The sequence below is a fragment of the Brevibacillus dissolubilis genome, assembly GCF_006170445.1.
Taxonomy (GTDB): Bacteria; Bacillota; Bacilli; order Brevibacillales; family Brevibacillaceae; genus Brevibacillus_B; species Brevibacillus_B dissolubilis.
The window spans coordinates 56710-72015 of the sequence record NZ_VCNA01000008.1; the positions used below are offsets into that span (position 1 = coordinate 56710).

Annotated in this window: 17 protein-coding genes; 5 read left to right on the forward strand and 12 right to left on the reverse strand. The window is 48.3% G+C overall.

The window, feature by feature from the left end; all coding sequences use genetic code 11:
• The first annotated feature begins 154 nt into the window (after positions 1-154).
• Together FGI41_RS15675 and FGI41_RS15680 are read left to right on the forward strand one after the other, a co-directional pair.
• Positions 155-769 carry a bifunctional transcriptional activator/DNA repair enzyme AdaA gene (locus FGI41_RS15675; protein WP_139491306.1) on the forward strand — a complete coding sequence of 205 codons (615 nt, stop codon included), beginning with the start codon at positions 155-157 and terminating at the stop codon, positions 767-769.
• Positions 766-1275 carry a methylated-DNA--[protein]-cysteine S-methyltransferase gene (locus tag FGI41_RS15680; RefSeq protein ID WP_139491307.1) on the forward strand — a complete coding sequence of 170 codons (510 nt, stop codon included), beginning with the start codon at positions 766-768 and terminating at the stop codon, positions 1273-1275. Before FGI41_RS15675 ends, FGI41_RS15680 begins: the two co-directional genes overlap by 4 nt.
• Positions 1276-1317: 42 nt before the next feature.
• On the opposite strand, the gene FGI41_RS15685 is transcribed toward FGI41_RS15680, so the two are convergent.
• A complete protein-coding gene (locus FGI41_RS15685; RefSeq protein WP_139491308.1) occupies positions 1318-1764 on the reverse strand; it encodes an ArpU family phage packaging/lysis transcriptional regulator in 447 nt (148 codons plus the stop codon).
• A gap of 273 nt (positions 1765-2037) precedes the next feature.
• Between FGI41_RS15685 and FGI41_RS15690 the strand changes: the two genes are divergently transcribed.
• The 3 genes from FGI41_RS15690 to fliD all read left to right on the forward strand — a co-directional run bounded on the left by FGI41_RS15690 (position 2038) and on the right by fliD (position 4512).
• Positions 2038-2418 carry a helix-turn-helix domain-containing protein gene (locus tag FGI41_RS15690; protein WP_139491309.1) on the forward strand — a complete coding sequence of 127 codons (381 nt, stop codon included), beginning with the start codon at positions 2038-2040 and terminating at the stop codon, positions 2416-2418.
• Positions 2419-2474: 56 nt separating this feature from the next.
• On the forward strand, positions 2475-3047 hold the full coding sequence (locus tag FGI41_RS15695) for an ImmA/IrrE family metallo-endopeptidase (RefSeq protein ID WP_176560297.1): 573 nt from the start codon (positions 2475-2477) through the stop codon (positions 3045-3047).
• A gap of 211 nt (positions 3048-3258) precedes the next feature.
• Positions 3259-4512: a flagellar filament capping protein FliD gene (fliD, locus tag FGI41_RS15700; RefSeq protein WP_139491311.1), complete on the forward strand. Its 1254-nt coding sequence runs from the start codon at positions 3259-3261 to the stop codon at positions 4510-4512.
• Positions 4513-4590: 78 nt separating this feature from the next.
• Here fliD and ytfJ read toward each other — a convergent pair whose 3' ends face one another.
• The 11 genes from ytfJ to FGI41_RS15755 all read right to left on the reverse strand — a co-directional run bounded on the left by ytfJ (position 4591) and on the right by FGI41_RS15755 (position 15303).
• Positions 4591-5061 (reverse strand): GerW family sporulation protein, encoded by a 471-nt coding sequence (gene ytfJ, locus FGI41_RS15705; RefSeq protein WP_139491312.1) that lies wholly within the window; start codon positions 5059-5061, stop codon positions 4591-4593.
• Positions 5034-5729, reverse strand: a complete 696-nt coding sequence (locus tag FGI41_RS15710; protein ID WP_139491313.1) for a DUF2953 domain-containing protein — start codon at positions 5727-5729, stop codon at positions 5034-5036. Before FGI41_RS15710 ends, ytfJ begins: the two co-directional genes overlap by 28 nt.
• A 68-nt stretch (positions 5730-5797) precedes the next feature.
• Positions 5798-6778: an S-layer homology domain-containing protein gene (locus FGI41_RS15715; protein ID WP_139491314.1), complete on the reverse strand. Its 981-nt coding sequence runs from the start codon at positions 6776-6778 to the stop codon at positions 5798-5800.
• Between the two features lie 214 nt (positions 6779-6992).
• Positions 6993-7193 (reverse strand): alpha/beta-type small acid-soluble spore protein, encoded by a 201-nt coding sequence (locus FGI41_RS15720; protein WP_139491315.1) that lies wholly within the window; start codon positions 7191-7193, stop codon positions 6993-6995.
• Positions 7194-7342: 149 nt separating this feature from the next.
• On the reverse strand, positions 7343-8548 hold the full coding sequence (locus FGI41_RS15725; protein ID WP_139491316.1) for an MFS transporter: 1206 nt from the start codon (positions 8546-8548) through the stop codon (positions 7343-7345).
• An 18-nt stretch (positions 8549-8566) separates the two neighbouring features.
• Positions 8567-9595: an ROK family transcriptional regulator gene (locus tag FGI41_RS15730; protein WP_139491317.1), complete on the reverse strand. Its 1029-nt coding sequence runs from the start codon at positions 9593-9595 to the stop codon at positions 8567-8569.
• Between the two features lie 233 nt (positions 9596-9828).
• Positions 9829-11127 (reverse strand): MFS transporter, encoded by a 1299-nt coding sequence (locus FGI41_RS15735; protein ID WP_139491318.1) that lies wholly within the window; start codon positions 11125-11127, stop codon positions 9829-9831.
• 118 nt (positions 11128-11245) lie between these two features.
• On the reverse strand, positions 11246-12634 hold the full coding sequence (locus tag FGI41_RS15740; RefSeq protein WP_139491319.1) for an aminotransferase-like domain-containing protein: 1389 nt from the start codon (positions 12632-12634) through the stop codon (positions 11246-11248).
• 172 nt (positions 12635-12806) lie between these two features.
• Positions 12807-13943: an MGDG synthase family glycosyltransferase gene (locus tag FGI41_RS15745; RefSeq protein ID WP_139491320.1), complete on the reverse strand. Its 1137-nt coding sequence runs from the start codon at positions 13941-13943 to the stop codon at positions 12807-12809.
• Positions 13944-13966: 23 nt separating this feature from the next.
• Positions 13967-14524, reverse strand: coding sequence for a YkoP family protein (locus tag FGI41_RS15750; protein WP_139491321.1), 558 nt, complete (start codon positions 14522-14524; stop codon positions 13967-13969).
• A gap of 125 nt (positions 14525-14649) precedes the next feature.
• Positions 14650-15303 carry a TerC family protein gene (locus FGI41_RS15755; RefSeq protein WP_139491322.1) on the reverse strand — a complete coding sequence of 218 codons (654 nt, stop codon included), beginning with the start codon at positions 15301-15303 and terminating at the stop codon, positions 14650-14652.
• Positions 15304-15306 lie beyond the last annotated feature (3 nt).

Here is a 15306-nt window from a genome sequence, read left to right on the forward strand (position 1 = left end):
AGCACGTCCAAAACCAAATCCCCTGCCGTAATCCTGCCACATTCCTGCCGTGAAAACTGCCATGAATTCTTGCTTTCTCATTCCCTGATGGTTCCCCTCTACTGCCCCGACCAGCTATACTGGGAATATCCATCATCCGGGGAGGGATTCGCTTATGAACGACCAACAATGGCATACCATCATCGCATGTGACACCCGCTTCGACGGCCAGTTTTTCTATGGGGTGATGACAACCGGCATCTTCTGCAAGCCATCTTGCAAATCAAGAACTCCCCGCCGCGACAATGTGCGGATCTTCCCCACACAGGCAGATGCTATAGCCGCAGGTCTTCGCCCCTGCAAGCGCTGCCGCCCGGAAGAGACTGCCTTTTGCTCTCCTGAACAAGAGCTCACGGCCAAGCTGATCCGCTTCATCGACGATTCGTACCAGAAGCCGCTTACCTTGGGTGACATGGCCGACCACCTGTTTGTCAGTCCCTTTTACCTGCAAAAATGCTTCCGGAAAACGATGAATCTCTCCCCCTTCAAATATCTGACCCAAAAACGCGTGGAAACAGCCAAAAGCCTGCTGACCACCACAGACCAAACCATTTCCCAGATTGCCCAAGCGGCAGGCTTTCACACCAGTGCCCACTTTTCCACCGTCTTCCAGAGGGAAACCGGCAGCACCCCAAGCGACTACCGGCTTACTGCAATCACTGCAATCACTGCAATCACTACAGAGAATAACCCTAACCAGCACGGATCAAAAGGAGCATCGCTACCATGACGAGCCGCACAACACTGCCTACACACACCGCCTACTACCATTCCCTCATCGGCTGGCTTATGGTCATCGGCACAGCTGATGCGATCATCTCCGTCCGATTCATCGAGGAAGAACCGCCCACTGCAGAGGTAAACATGAACCTGCCCAGTCTGCTCCATACCTGCCTCAATCAGCTCCACGAATACTTCTGCGGCGGACGCCATTCCTTTACCCTTCCGCTCCAGTTGGGAGGGACCGCTTTTCAGCAACAGGTCTGGCATTCTGTCCAAGCGATCCCTGTCGGTAAGACCCAAACCTACCGCGACATTGCCACAACCATCGGCAACGACCGCGCCGTCCGTGCTGTCGGAACCGCCAATGGCCGTAACCAATTGGCTCTGCTGATCCCCTGCCACCGGGTCATCGGTACGGACTCCACCCTGCGCGGCTATGCCTGGGGTCTCTGGCGCAAAGAATGGCTTCTTGCCCACGAAACAGAAAAAGCATCCTCTGGCAGCTCTCACTAGCGCCTGGGATGCTTTTTCCTTTGTGATTTTTACAGTCATATGTCAGGATGTGGATGTCAGATACACTTCCGCTTGCAGCATGAACGCCAGCTTCCAGAATGCCTCTGCCTTCTGCCGATAATACTGCCGCTCACTGATCCCGATCTCGTCCCAGATCAGATAATCGACCGCAGTCTCATCTTCGAGATAACGCCGGGTGATGATTTCCCGCTGTTTTTGGCTCAATTGACTCAATGCCTGCTCTACCCGCTGACTCAGAACACGCAGCCGTTCCTCTGAATCAGCATGATATACCGCAAGCGTCTCCGTCGGCTTACCGATCTGATTGGTGTTGCTATGGACACGCGGCTCGTATAAGGACGTAATCTTGCTCTCCCTTCGGATCAGACCCAACTGTTTGTAAATCCTCACCGTTGTTAACAGCTCGATCACTCTTTTCTGGGTCGCTTTACGGTCAATCTGTAAGGTAAAAGCATGTTGTGCATTCATCTCTCTGTATGCTCCCTCCATGACTAATAATCCGCCAGAGCCGCCGACAACCCTACCCACTTTGCCGGCTATGCAGCCCTGTAGCTGCTCCTAGGATGACCCCAACAGATGTGTTGCGATGGATTACCACGCCCCAACATATCGTTGTCTTTAATATTACCCAACAAGTAGTTGGGTGTCAATAAACACAAAAACTTTTTGTTGTTTTTTCTTCCCTATCCCCAACGTTAAGTTGTATAATAGGGATATGAATGTGAATAGGGGGTACACACGTTGGCGACCTTCTCCCAGCGGCTGCGGGAACTGCGACAGCGCAAAAAATATCGTCAAAAGGATATTGCCGACCGCCTCGGCATCACTGAAAGCGCTTATGGCTACTATGAACAGGGACGGCGTGAGCCTTCTTATGAATCCCTGCAACAGCTTGCCGAGATTTTCGATGTCTCCATTGATTTTTTGTTGGGCCGTACCGATGAGCCCACCCTCAACACCAAATCACCCGCCATGCTCACTCTGGACAACCCGGAGTTGGGTCTTGCTTTTATCAGCGGCGGCAAAGACTTATCGGAAGATGAATTAGAATATCTGAAGGAAAGCCTCGAAGTATTCCGCCGGATGAAAGACCGCAAAAGCAGGGACCGTCAAGACCAATAACCTGGTCTTTCTTTTTCGGCAACCAAACGAACATACGTTCTAAGATGGAGGTATGTATGGATTTATCCTTCTATAAGATGACCTCGCTGGAAGAATGGATCACCAAGCACTACATAACACACGGTATCCTAACACCGCAAGATATGGAGATTGAGCGGATTTGTGCTTCCTTTGGCGGTGAAGTGAGCTATACCCGGATGCAGTCCCATGCGATTTGGATGGATGACGGCACCAACGACTTTTTGGTTATGCTCAACCGCAATCTGAGTGAATCTGATAGGCGAACCGAGTTTTTCCATGAGTTATGCCATCCCCTTCGCCACGGCAGCAACCAATTGCAGTCCAGCTGCTCCATGCGCAATCTGCAGGAGGGGCAGGCCTCTTCGTTTCAGCTTTATGCCTCGATTCCCTTTTTCATGGTGCAGAAGCTCTCCCTGCCCCGCTACGAACAGGATTTGATCGAGCTGTTGGCACACGAGTTCAATGTCACTCCCGAACTGGCCAGCCGGCGGTTCGACCAGATCAAGCGGCGCATCTGGCAGGAACAGCTCCACCAGTTATTTATCAGCTATATCCATAAACAAAAACGCAAGCAACCCAAGCACCAGGCTGCTGCATCCAATCAGTGACCACGATCCCAACCGCTGTCTAACGCGAAAAAACCCTCTCCCGCATATTCTGCAAAGAGAGGGTTTTTACTTTTGTTGTATATCCAACCTAAGTCCTATCAACCACAAGACTAATCAGTAATAAGACTCATTTTTTAACCGATTATTTTAACTGTTAGCACAGTGCATTATAATATAATAAATCAAAAAATGTTACAAGGAGGTGACGAATATGATTACGATGTCTCCGTATGTATTAACGATGGATCGGCTTAATCGTTATCGGCAAACTATGCATCAAGCGTCATTGAAGACGCCCCGTTTTCCTGTATCCGCGCACTCATTTCATTCTCTGTATCTCAAGCAGCAGAGCTGGTCGATTAATACCGCGATGGCGCTCACCAAGCTCCTCGAACATAACCAAGACCTGCTGGATGCTGCGCTTCAGCTGGACAGCAGCAAGCAAAACAGTGCGATCAACAGCCGGAATGCTGTCTCCTCCAACCCTGCTGCGGCAACCGTAACCGCCCAGAGCAAGGCGAAGTCCGACACCTATTCACTTAGCATCAGCCGGTTGGCCACATCTCAGACCAATCAGGGATTTTCCCTCTACAGCAATGCTCCCTCTTCCTTTGCCCCAGGACACAACACCTTTCAGCTGACAGCCAATGGCAAGGAGCACAGCTTCACCTTCTACTCCTCCCCTTATGACACCAACAAGCAAGGGCTTAACAAAATGGCCCAGACCATCAATGAACAACGCATCGGTGTAACCGCGCAAGTCGTCAATGATCAAGCGACAGGCAAAAGCCAATTGGTTCTGACAAGTGACAAGACAGGTACGACCAGTGGATTTTCCCTGCGTGATGTAGAAGGCAACAGCGTAGAGGTATCAGGTGCGAACCTGATCCACCAGCAAGCACAGGATGCTTCCTATAAAGTAAACGGTACGGCTTATATCTCCGGCTCCAATAAAGTATGGATCGGCGATGGCAAAGACGTAGAAGTCTTGCTTCACAAAACGACGACAGAACCCGTCCAGATCAACGTCGCTCCCGACCGTGACAAGATCATCAAATCCGTCAAAACCTTCGTTCATGCCGTCAACAACTTCCTCAGCTTCTTGGGTGACCAGGCCACCACTTTGGCTGAGACGCTGTACCGCAAATGGCAACGCCTCTTCCTCTCCGACACACGGGGAGAAGCATTGGGTTTGACCCGCAAGACTGACGGTTCTTTTGAGCTGGATGAAGAAAAGCTGGAAGCCGCAATCGAAGAGGATTTTGCCTCTGTCGAACAGACGCTTGGCGGTACGATCGGACTCGGTACCAAGGTACGTCGCGAGGCAGAACGGCTGCAGGTTTCTTCCCTTGGTTCTTATTCCCGTTCCTCGCTCAATCAAAACCCATATCAGACTTATATGTTGCCTAATTTATTTTATCAACAGGCGACTGCAATCGGATTATTATTTAATGAAGCTTATTAGTTATTGGTGTAAACAACGGAACAAAAAAAGTGGTATGCGCTTCATCGGCATACCACTTTTTTTGCGTTGATTCCGAAGTTAGCTGCGACCCATCAAGGAATCGAGATCTTCATGATCGTTGACACCTGTGACGATTGTGGTGGACTGGATGGTCGGCTCCTGTTGTCCGCCGCCTCCGCCCATCATGCCTTGTACTTTATCCACAATCTGCGGCACAGACTCAAGGATACGGTCGTACAGATGCGTGGAGTTCTCCAGCGGGATGGAACGGATGCCTTGCTTGCCTACCACAAGGAATGCAACCGGCGTAATGGATACACCGCCACCGCTACCGCCACCAAAAGGGTGGTCAACATCTGGGTGTGGATGATCAGCCGTATTGAATTCACTTCCACCTGCTGCAAAACCAAAACCTACCTTGGAGATCGGCAAAATCACACTGCCGTCCGGTGTCTCCACCGGGTCACCGATGATCGTATTAACATCGACCATATGCTTGAGGTTTTCCATCGTCGTCTTCATTAAGCCCTGAATGGGGTGGTCTGCCATTTGCGCACACGTCCTTTCCTTAGCTTCTTCAGAATACGAACTCCTGCGACAATAGCGTGTCCTACCCGAAAGTGAACTATACAAGTCAAGTGGGTTCGGATACTAGTATCATTCCACAACGGCTCCACACTGATACGCGGTGATTCCTCCAACGGGATATAGGCGGAAAAGAAGGAAATCACGTAGCTTTTCAGACTATAGGCAAGTCCGGTCAAGGTACCGGTGACAGCCGCATCCCCCACTCCAAAAGCCGTATCCCACTCAAACCTGTCACAGCGCATCTTACGTAACAGGGCACGGAGAATGGGATGAAAATCCTCGACATACATGAGCAGCTCGCGGTATTTTTCCAGAAGCCGGTCAATGATGGTTAAATCAATTCCGCCCTCCACCAGTTGATTCCCGGTTTCCTTTTCCTTGATTTCCGCTTTTAGCTCCGGTTCCATTTTTCCTTCCTTTTTCTTTAAGATCAAAAAAGGAACCTCGAATTTTTTTCGAATCAGACCATACCACACTTTTACATGGACATCGCACTGGTCATCTTCGCCACGCCGCAGGTACTGGAGATTTACTTCCACCGGCGTGATTATCAGAATCAGCAAAATCAACAAAAGTGCAAGCAACACCCAGAATAATATCGACCCTAATAAAGAGATCCATCCGAACAAAAAATCCCCACCCTTCGGCTTTAGTATGAGCCGATTGGGTGGGGAATATGTTCCAACTCTAGTGACAGCTAGTCCAAAATGTAAACTTTGGTGTCCTTTTGTCTTCCGTAAGCCAGACACGCTTGAAGGGAAGGCAAAAATACATCAATATGATTACTTTTCACAGCTGATCCGATGTCAGCTGCTACCGCATAGCCATATCCCTCGATGTAGAGGTGTGTGCCCAGCGGAATCACTTTTGGATCAACAGCCACCATGCCCTCACGCAGATTCCAGCCCAGATAGGCCTTGTTTCCTCCGCTGTTGTAATAGGCAGTGGTTTGAACAGTCATGACACGTTTGTATTCAAATGTAAAAGGTTTTTCACGCTTCAGCTTGGTTTGGGAAATGCGCGGTTCAAACAGATTCTTGTACGCATAGCTGGCAGCCTCTGCACGCGTCATCAGCTTTTTTGGCTCCAGATTTCCCTCGATTGGTTTTGTCAGCTTGTTGGTCAATGCATAAGCAAAATTCCGTTGTCCCCACGTATCCACCTCATCATTGTCTGGATACGCATTGAGCGTCTGGATCGATGTGGACCAACGCATGTTGTTCACGCGGCCACTGTCGCCCATCGACCGGATCAGAATCGCCACCAGCTCTTGACGCTCCACAGGGTCATTCGCCTGCAGGACAATCTTACCGCCGCTTACCTTGCCCTGAATGATCCCCAGACGAAAAGCGGTCTCCGCATAAGGAGCAAGCCAGTTGTCCGGCGTCACGTCTGCAAAGCTCATCTTCTTCACAGGCTCCGGTTCAATCCCGTTGGCGGCGAGGAAAAGCGTAAGCATCTCCCCACGGGTGATCGGTTCATTCGGACGGAAGGTTTCCGTCTCATTCATCTTGACGACACCATTGTTATACAATTCAGTAATTTCTTTCTCTGCCCAGTGTTCAGCAATATCAGTGAACGGGGTCTGTTTGGTCAGATTCGTTTCTGCTGCGAATGCCGGAGTGGCAGTCATAAGTGCCAACGACATCAGCGAGGCAAGGAACAGCTTCTTGGCCATCATCAACCTCCTATTTTTAGGTATGTACCTTTTTTTTCGTCACTTATTACCAACACGTGCAAAACCTTATGTACTATTTTACAAGATTAAAACTCATAAACAATGCATAAAACTTTCCAATCACTGATGAAGCCAGTCATACCAATGGTTTTTTCCTCCACACAAAAAGAACACCCCCGTTAAACGAGGGTGCCTTTTTCATCCACATATGCAATTATTGTTGAGCAAGTTGTTGCTCAGCGAAGCTTACGAGACGCTTGGTGATTTCACCCCCTACAGACCCGTTTTGACGGGATGTAGTGTCAGCGCCAAGTTGTACACCGAACTCAGAAGCAATCTCATATTTGAGTTGATCCAGAGCTTGGTTCGCTTGGGATACGAGCAGTTGGTTACGAGAGCCGCCGTTGTTAGCCATGTTGTTTTCACCTCCCCGCTGTTGGTAGGTATAATATGAGCGTTCAGCGGGGTTCTCATGCGTACCATTTTTTTCATACGTCTATATAGTAGTCCAGTCGAATCACTTGCGATGAAGTAATCCAACATGGGTATTGTACCCAAAAGTAATCATTCGTTACTTGCCCGATGAAGAATGACCGAATTTAATCTTTCTGAACCCAAGAACATGATAGCCACAAAGCCCACAATAAAAAACGGGAAGATACCGATGGTCGTACAAGAGGCGATGAAACCAAGCAACGGAGGCATGAACGTACTGCCTGTATAAGCCACAGCCATCTGATAGCCCATAATGGTCTGCGATTGTTCCTTCCCAAAACGAGCTGGTGTCTCATGTAACATGCACGGATAGATTGGTGCTAACCCTAGTCCAATCGTGATAAGGCCGATCAGCGAGAAGACCGATGGCAATGGCAACAGTAACAGGACGGCACCGGATAAGGCGGTCAACTGCCCTGAGCGAATCAGCGTACGATTGCTGACTTTTAACGTAATAAAGCCTGTGATGAATCTTCCGATGGTGATTCCAGCGAAAAAGAAGGAGACCCATTGTGCCGCTGTCTCTACCGGTAATTCCTTACTATTGACCAGATAGCTGCTCCCCCAAAGCCCCACCGCAGCTTCTGCACTGCAATAAAATAAGAAGGAGATGAGAGCCAGCTTCACGCCCTTGATTTGCAGGGGCTTTACTTTGGCAGACTCCCCATCACGTGAATCATGTGTTGCCTCTCCCGTCTCTTCGCCTGAAGCGACATCGCTGTTTTGGGCAACCCGGTTCCATAAAGGCAACGTCAAGAAAAGAATAACGACCAATGCGAATTGGATCCCGGCAACGGCAAGATATCCGTTTCTCCAAGATCCATCCCCTGATATAAACTGAGCCATAATGATCGGGCTAAGCGTCGCTCCCACTCCCCAAAAACAGTGCAGCCAGCTCATGTGATGTGCCTTGTAATGGGTGGCGACATAGTTGTTCAACCCCGCATCAATCGCCCCTGCCCCGAGTCCAAGCGGGATCGCACACAGGAACAACCACACCAGCGATGGAGCCAAATAAAAGCCCATCAAAGCTCCGGCAGTCATGATGGTACTGACGAGTGTCACCTTGCCTGTTCCAAACCGCTTGAGCACAGCCCCGCTGAATAAGCTCGATACAATCGTACCCCCAGCCACCGTCATAAAAAGGTAGCCCGCCGTCTCAAACGAAGCCTCAAAATCCGGCTGCATGACAGGCCACGCCACTCCCAACAAGGAATCAGGCAGCCCTAAGCTGATAAAAGCCACATAGATGATCACTAAAAAAAACGTCGCCATGTAAAATCCCACCTCTCTTTACGTCATTTTGATCATCAGATCAAGTCCGAGACTTTGTAATCCGTATAAATAATCCTGTTTCCAATCACTCACCGTAAGCCTTGGGAGATGTTCGGCCGGGACATATTTGGAGCTTCCCATTTTGATTTTTTCTAACGTCTCCTCCCCCACCTCATCCTTGCAAAAAATAAAGGTATGAGGATTCATGATAGCCGTAAACGAAGCCACCAGCCTGCTGATTGCATCGATTTGGTGGTCCTCACGAATCGTTGTTTTTTTCGTATCATTGCCATTCCCCAGAGCCTGCCCAAAATTCCGATCATCATATTGTGGAACAAACGAGATCTCCCCGGAGAAAAAAGTGCTTCCCCGCACCACGTCCCCATTAATCAGAATCCCGGCACCCGGACCATTTTGACCGGAATACAGATAAATAAGCGATTGATCGTCCTTGAAGCTCCTATGGTTGTGATATCCGAGCACGGCTGCATTCATGTCATTCTCAACAACCACAGGGATCGAAAAACGCTCCTCCATGTATCCTTTGAGATCAAAATCCTGGTATTGCTCATACCCCGGTATGAAAAAAATCCGGCCATTCTTAACCGAACCAGGCACGCCAATGGCGATGGAGCTGATCTTCGGATATTGAGCAAGGATGTCTTCGATCCAATCGGTTAGGAAGCGCAGACCATCGTCAACGAGTACACTTGCCGTTGTTCCCTGTTCCTTCCCTTCTCCCACACAATTAAAAATGGTGTAGTTGGTCTCCGTTTTCTCTAAAAAAATAGCCAAGCCCAACATGTGCTCTGGATTGTACGCATATCGTTTGGCTCTTCTTCCCCCGCTGGAATCGTCTAATCCCACTACAATCAGTTCACCGTCCTTCTCCATCTGGGTCAGGAACTTGGTTATAGTCGGGAAACTAATGCCTAAGTGATGACTGAGATCTGCTTTTGTGGCACTTCCCATCTGTAAAAGGGTGGCACGAATACCGCGGAGGATTTCTTTTTTCATGGATTTGGGAGTCGTAGATAATTCACTCATCTGGTTCACCACCTGTAATGGTATACTTTTTAAACTTCTTTAATAAGTCGCAAAGACAATATAACATACGGATTTTTTGAAAACAATGGAAATTCAATAACTACCGTTGGATGGCGTGGAGTCATAAAAAAGACCCCCTACCATATGGTTGAGAGCCTTTGAACATGAATCATTAACGCTTTAAGAACTGAGCTGCAAGACAAGCGCCATTAATCCCGTATCACCTGGATCTTTTATTTTTCACTTCGACGAGACCAGATTACAACTGGAATCAGTACTAAAGATAAAACTCCTCCAACCAGTGACAAGGTTGAATAGCTTGAACCGGCCACAATCATTCCAGATAAGCCCCCTCCTAATGCCCCTGACAAAGCAATCCATACATCTACAGAACCCTGTGTCTTAGCCCTAGTTGATGGTGAAGTTGCATCTACAAGAATTGCGGTGCCACTAATTAAACCAAAATTCCAGCCAAGTCCAAGTAAAGCAAGTGCTGTAATGAGTACGGCTATCGAATCAGCAGGTCCCATAGCAGCCAGACCGCCAGAAACAAGTAGCGTAACGGCAGAAGCAGCAGCCATAACAGCACGGCCCATTTTATCAACAAGATAACCCGTTACTAAAGAAGGTAAAAACATAGCACCTATGTGAAATCCAATCACAAGCCCTACTTCTTTCAAACCATGTCCATGGTGTCCCATATGTATAGGTGTCATAGTCATAATTGCCATCATCACAAATTGAGTCAGAACCATTACGGCTGCTCCTGCAAAAATACCTCGCCTGTTTATCGATGACAAATCAGAATGTTCCTCTACACGTAAATTGCCGGTTGTTCTTTGAGCTTCTGATATTGCTTTTGCAACAATAAAGGGATCAGGACGAAGTGAAATGAATAGAACGAAACCAGCAAGTATATAAGCTGCAGCAGCTAATATAAATGGACCAGCTAAAGCAGGAATTCCTATGGATATAGCAAACTCACCCATTACATCCACCAGGTTTGGACCTGCAACAGCACCGAATGTGGTGGAAACCATGGCCATACTAATTGCTTTTGCCCTTTGCCTTGAATGTGCCAAGTCAGTCCCTGCGTAGCGTGCTTGTAGATTTGTAGCCGTTCCAGCCCCGTAGATAAGCAGTGAAATAAATAAAAGCAGAATGCTGTTTGTTAATGCTGAAATGACTACTCCAACGGCACCGATCCCTCCAGCCAAAAATCCTGCCGCAAGCCCCAAACGACGTCCAAATCGCTGAGAAAGTCTTCCCACAAGTAGTGCAGCCCCTGCTGATCCTAAAGTAAATAACGCTGTAGGAATTCCCGTTACACGATCTGAACCTAACATGTCTTGGGCTAGAAGTGCCCCCACTGTTACTCCTGCTGCAAGTCCTGCTCCTCCAAAAATTTGAGATAGGACAACAACCATTAGTGTTCTTTTATATAGTTGTTGTTGTTTTTCTGGAGAACGAATGTAGCTTTGTAACCAATCTGATTGAGCGTCCAACACTTTTACATTCTCTTTACGAAACACAATTGAACCTCCCTTTCTAAAAAGCAAATTTGATTTCTCACAATCCTCCCACTAGATTTGAATCATCATAGCACGCACAAAAAAGCCATACAATAAGTTAATTGTATGGCGAACAATATTAGGTATGATCGTTTAATAAACGTTGAAGGATCCTTAATCCCTGCTCAAGCTCCCCGAGCGTTTCTGGTGCACAGACAGACACCCTTACAGCCCGCTCTGGAGAACTGTTTCCAACTACAAAACGTTCAGCCGCATACACTTGTACCCCATGCTGTGCAGCTACCCTTTCAAATTCAGCACCTGTAATCTTGCCTGGTAAGAGCAACCAACGAAAGATGCCTGTTTCAGCACCTAAACACGTGTAGTCCGCCAAATATCGATTTACGATTTGGTTTCTGCGAATGGCTTGTTCCCGATGACTCTGAATTAAGACTTCAAATTGATTCGATACAATCGTACGTGCTGTCAGTTCTGCTAATAACGGGGAAACGGATATATTTAAATTATAAAGTGCCTTTGAAATTGGCTCCTTGAATTGACTCGGCACTGCTACATAGGCTAGTCGTAACCCCGGTGCCAATGCTTTCGATAGACTAGCAATATAGATAACCTGTTCTGGTGCAAATGATGCGACTGCTGGGAGTGGTTTTTCGCCCAGGAGATGATACGACGCATCTTCAATAATGAACTGATTATACTTTTTGGCAATTGCTGCAATCATTTTTCGATTCTCGACAGACATAAAGGAAGCGGTCGGATTATGATAATCCGGGATCAAGTAAATGCCCTTAATATTGTCATTTTTACACGCATATTCAAAGGCAGTTGGACTCATTTGATCGTTTTCTGATTTGATCGGTACGATTTGCACACGAAGCATCGCTGCAACCGTTTTTAAACCCGGGTACGTATGTTCATCAACACCAATGCGATCTCCAGGCTGACAAAGACTCGCCAGTGTGGCTGCAATCGCATTTTGACCTCCATTTGCAAATAAAATGTGATCAACTGTTGTTTCAAACCCACCTCTTCGGATTAGCTTTACAGCCGCATCCTTTTGCCATAATCTTTCGCCCGCTCGACCATAACCAAACCATTTTTCATAATCCGTCTCTTGCAGCATACTTTTCAGCTGGAGTAGTAGTGGCTCGAAAGAAGCATTGTCTGGTAGTGTTGCTCCCATTTCAATTAAATGCTTCGGCTTCGTATCCTCAAGTAAATACGCATTCGATAACGCATCATACGATATAAATGTGCCACTTCCAACCGTTGCACTTAACAAGCCCTTTAACTCACACACTTTAAACGCTTTTGAAATGGTACTCAAATTTAAATCTAAATAATCGGCCAGTTCTCGCTGTGGAGGAAGTTTTGTTCCAGGTAATAAAACTCCGTTTAAAATATCCTGTTCCAATTGCCCTGCGAGTGCTTGATAAATTGGCTTTTTCGTTTTATCAATCGATGGCTTCCAGCTCATCGGATAGTTTTCAAAAGAATTAATCGGCATGATATGCATCCCTTTTTATACATTTTTTAATGAAGCTGCCTCCTTCATTATAACCCTTAGACCCTTACTTGCACGAACCTGCCACATCTGTTCAACGAGGAAATCAACATCATTGTTGAACATAGCCTATAAGAAAAGCCCCTCTCGGATAAGAGGGGCAAATTTATTACGTTCACACATACGCCTCTGCCAACACCAGATCAGCCGTCCGATAAGCCGAATCCGGCATGCCCAGCCGGCTTGTCCGCAGACACAGGTTCTCCCACTGGGCTTTTTCAATCTGCCAGCGGTTTAATATCGTCATGATCTCATCAATACTGGTCGCTTGCACAGCTACCCCTTGGTTCTGCAGGAATTCACTGTTCTTCTGCTCTTGTCCAGGAAGTGGCTGATACAAGATCATCGGTGTCCCCATCGCCAGACTCTCTGCGCAGGTAAGCCCACCTGGTTTGGTGATAATCACGTCAGCGGCCCCCATCCACTCCCACATCGAAGAGACATAGCCCAAGAGATGCAGACCGTGTGGAGATAGATCCCCGCTGTATTGTTCCCGCAGACTCTTCAGCAGCGCCTGATTGGTCCCAGTCACAACGACGATCTGTGTCGGCCGCCCAAGCTGGAGCAGACGCTTGACCAGCGGCTCTACATCGCCATACCCCGCCTCACCGTTGCTTACCAGAATCGTAAACATATTCGGCTTGAGTCCAATCGCCTCTTTCCACTCCTGCTTTTTGCGTCCCCGTTCTTTGGCAAATCCGGTACGGACAGGTATCCCATTCACATAGATTTTGCGGCTGTCCACACCGAACCGCTCCTCTAATTGCTTGCCCATCTCCTGATGCCCCACCACATAAAAATCAATTTCCGGAGACACCCAGAAGCTGTTCACATGAAAATCGGTCATGACACTGCCCAGGCGAAACGGTGTAGCAGCCCGCCGCTTCGCTTCCACCAGCGCAGATAAGCAGTACGCATGGGTACAGACGACCGTATCAGGCTGCTCTTGTTCGATCACACGGCGTGACAGCTTGCGCCCAAGCACCTTGCCTAGTGGACGCTTGAGGGCACGGTTCCACGTCTTATCCCGCTTATACAGCCAGTTCCACAGCCCTGGAGCGTACCGCAGACTGCTCATATAGGAAGCCCGCGATACTTGCCGAAGCAAGGGACTTGCAACATCAAGCCCACCGATAATCTGTACATCATGGTGCGGGGAGCGTTCACCAAGCGCCTGCTGCAAGGCATGGGCCGCCATCTTGTGGCCGCTGCCCGCCCAATCCTCCGTAAAAATTAAGATTTTCTTGTTCATCAAAGAGTGTCACCTGTTCTTGTTTAGGATAAGTAACGGTCAAATAATTCCTGTCTGCTCATGTAAACCCGTTTGAGAGAATAATCCTTTTCCCCCCGCCGAATCCGCCTGATGCCATCTGGATGGATCATCATCATCATCAATCGCAGATACCAGCGCTTATAGCGAAAGAACCAGCGTTCCGGCACAAATGAAGTGGTAAATCCCAGCGGCTCCACCCCCCGGTGCAGCATGGTCGTTCCGACGATTCCCTTGATCTCATCGCGGCGTGGATGGTCAGCGATCATCTCGGCCAGCTGTGGTAACGAATCCCGGATGTGCCGGCGAAGCATCAGAATGATCTTGGTGTCATTTTCGATATCCTTGCACAAGGTCGCAAAATAATAATTGTGAATATGCAAGCGCAAGATCAGATCACCACGCTCAATTCTCAAGCCATCATTGCTGTCAAGCGGCTCGCCCCGATAAGGCAAAAGGACAAAGCGGAAAATGTTGCTTCCTTTTTCCACATACTGAAGGCGGGTGCACCGAAAATAAATGGCGTCCCATACACCCCATAAGGAAAGAATGGCAATATTCATGACCAATCTGATCCTTTCTCTTACCGATTTTCTTCCCATAGTATTTCCCATCCAAGTCCAAACATGCCAAAAGGGACGCCGTTAGGACGTCCCTTTTTTTCTTCTTTTTTCCATATGAACCTTACTTATGTCCGTCTGAAAACTTTACCTGCGGCCACCACTGCACAGGCCCCGATCAACGGCACCCAGGCATGATTCCAGATGTATGTGTTGGCTATTTCCCAGACGTACGGATCCTCCAGACACATCTCCAATGCTGTAAAGGACAGAATCCCCGAACCGATGTAGACCAGTGCCGGAAACCGGTTGATGAGACGGGCAACCATGCTGCTGCCCCACATCAACAGCGGGATGCTAAACCCAAGACCAAACAGCACCAGCATCAGATTCCCATGGGCCGCTCCACCTACTGCCAGCACATTGTCCAGACTCATAATGAAATCGGCCAGAATGATCGTTTTGACCGCTTGCCCCAGACTTTTGCTGTACGCCACATCATTGGTCTCCTCTTCATCCCCTATGATCAGCTTAAAAGCGATCCACAAGAGCAAAAGACCGCCAATCGCCTTCACGAGCGGAATGTCGAGCATCCACGTAGCCATGGTGGTCAGGAGTACCCGAAGCACCACCGCCCCAACCGTTCCATACAGCACTGCTTTTTTCTGCTCCTTGGGCGGCAAGCCCCGGCAAGCCATCCCGATCACGACCGCATTATCACCGCTCAGCACCAAATCGATCATGAAAATATGAAAAAACGCAATCCAAAATCCTCCGTCCATTGC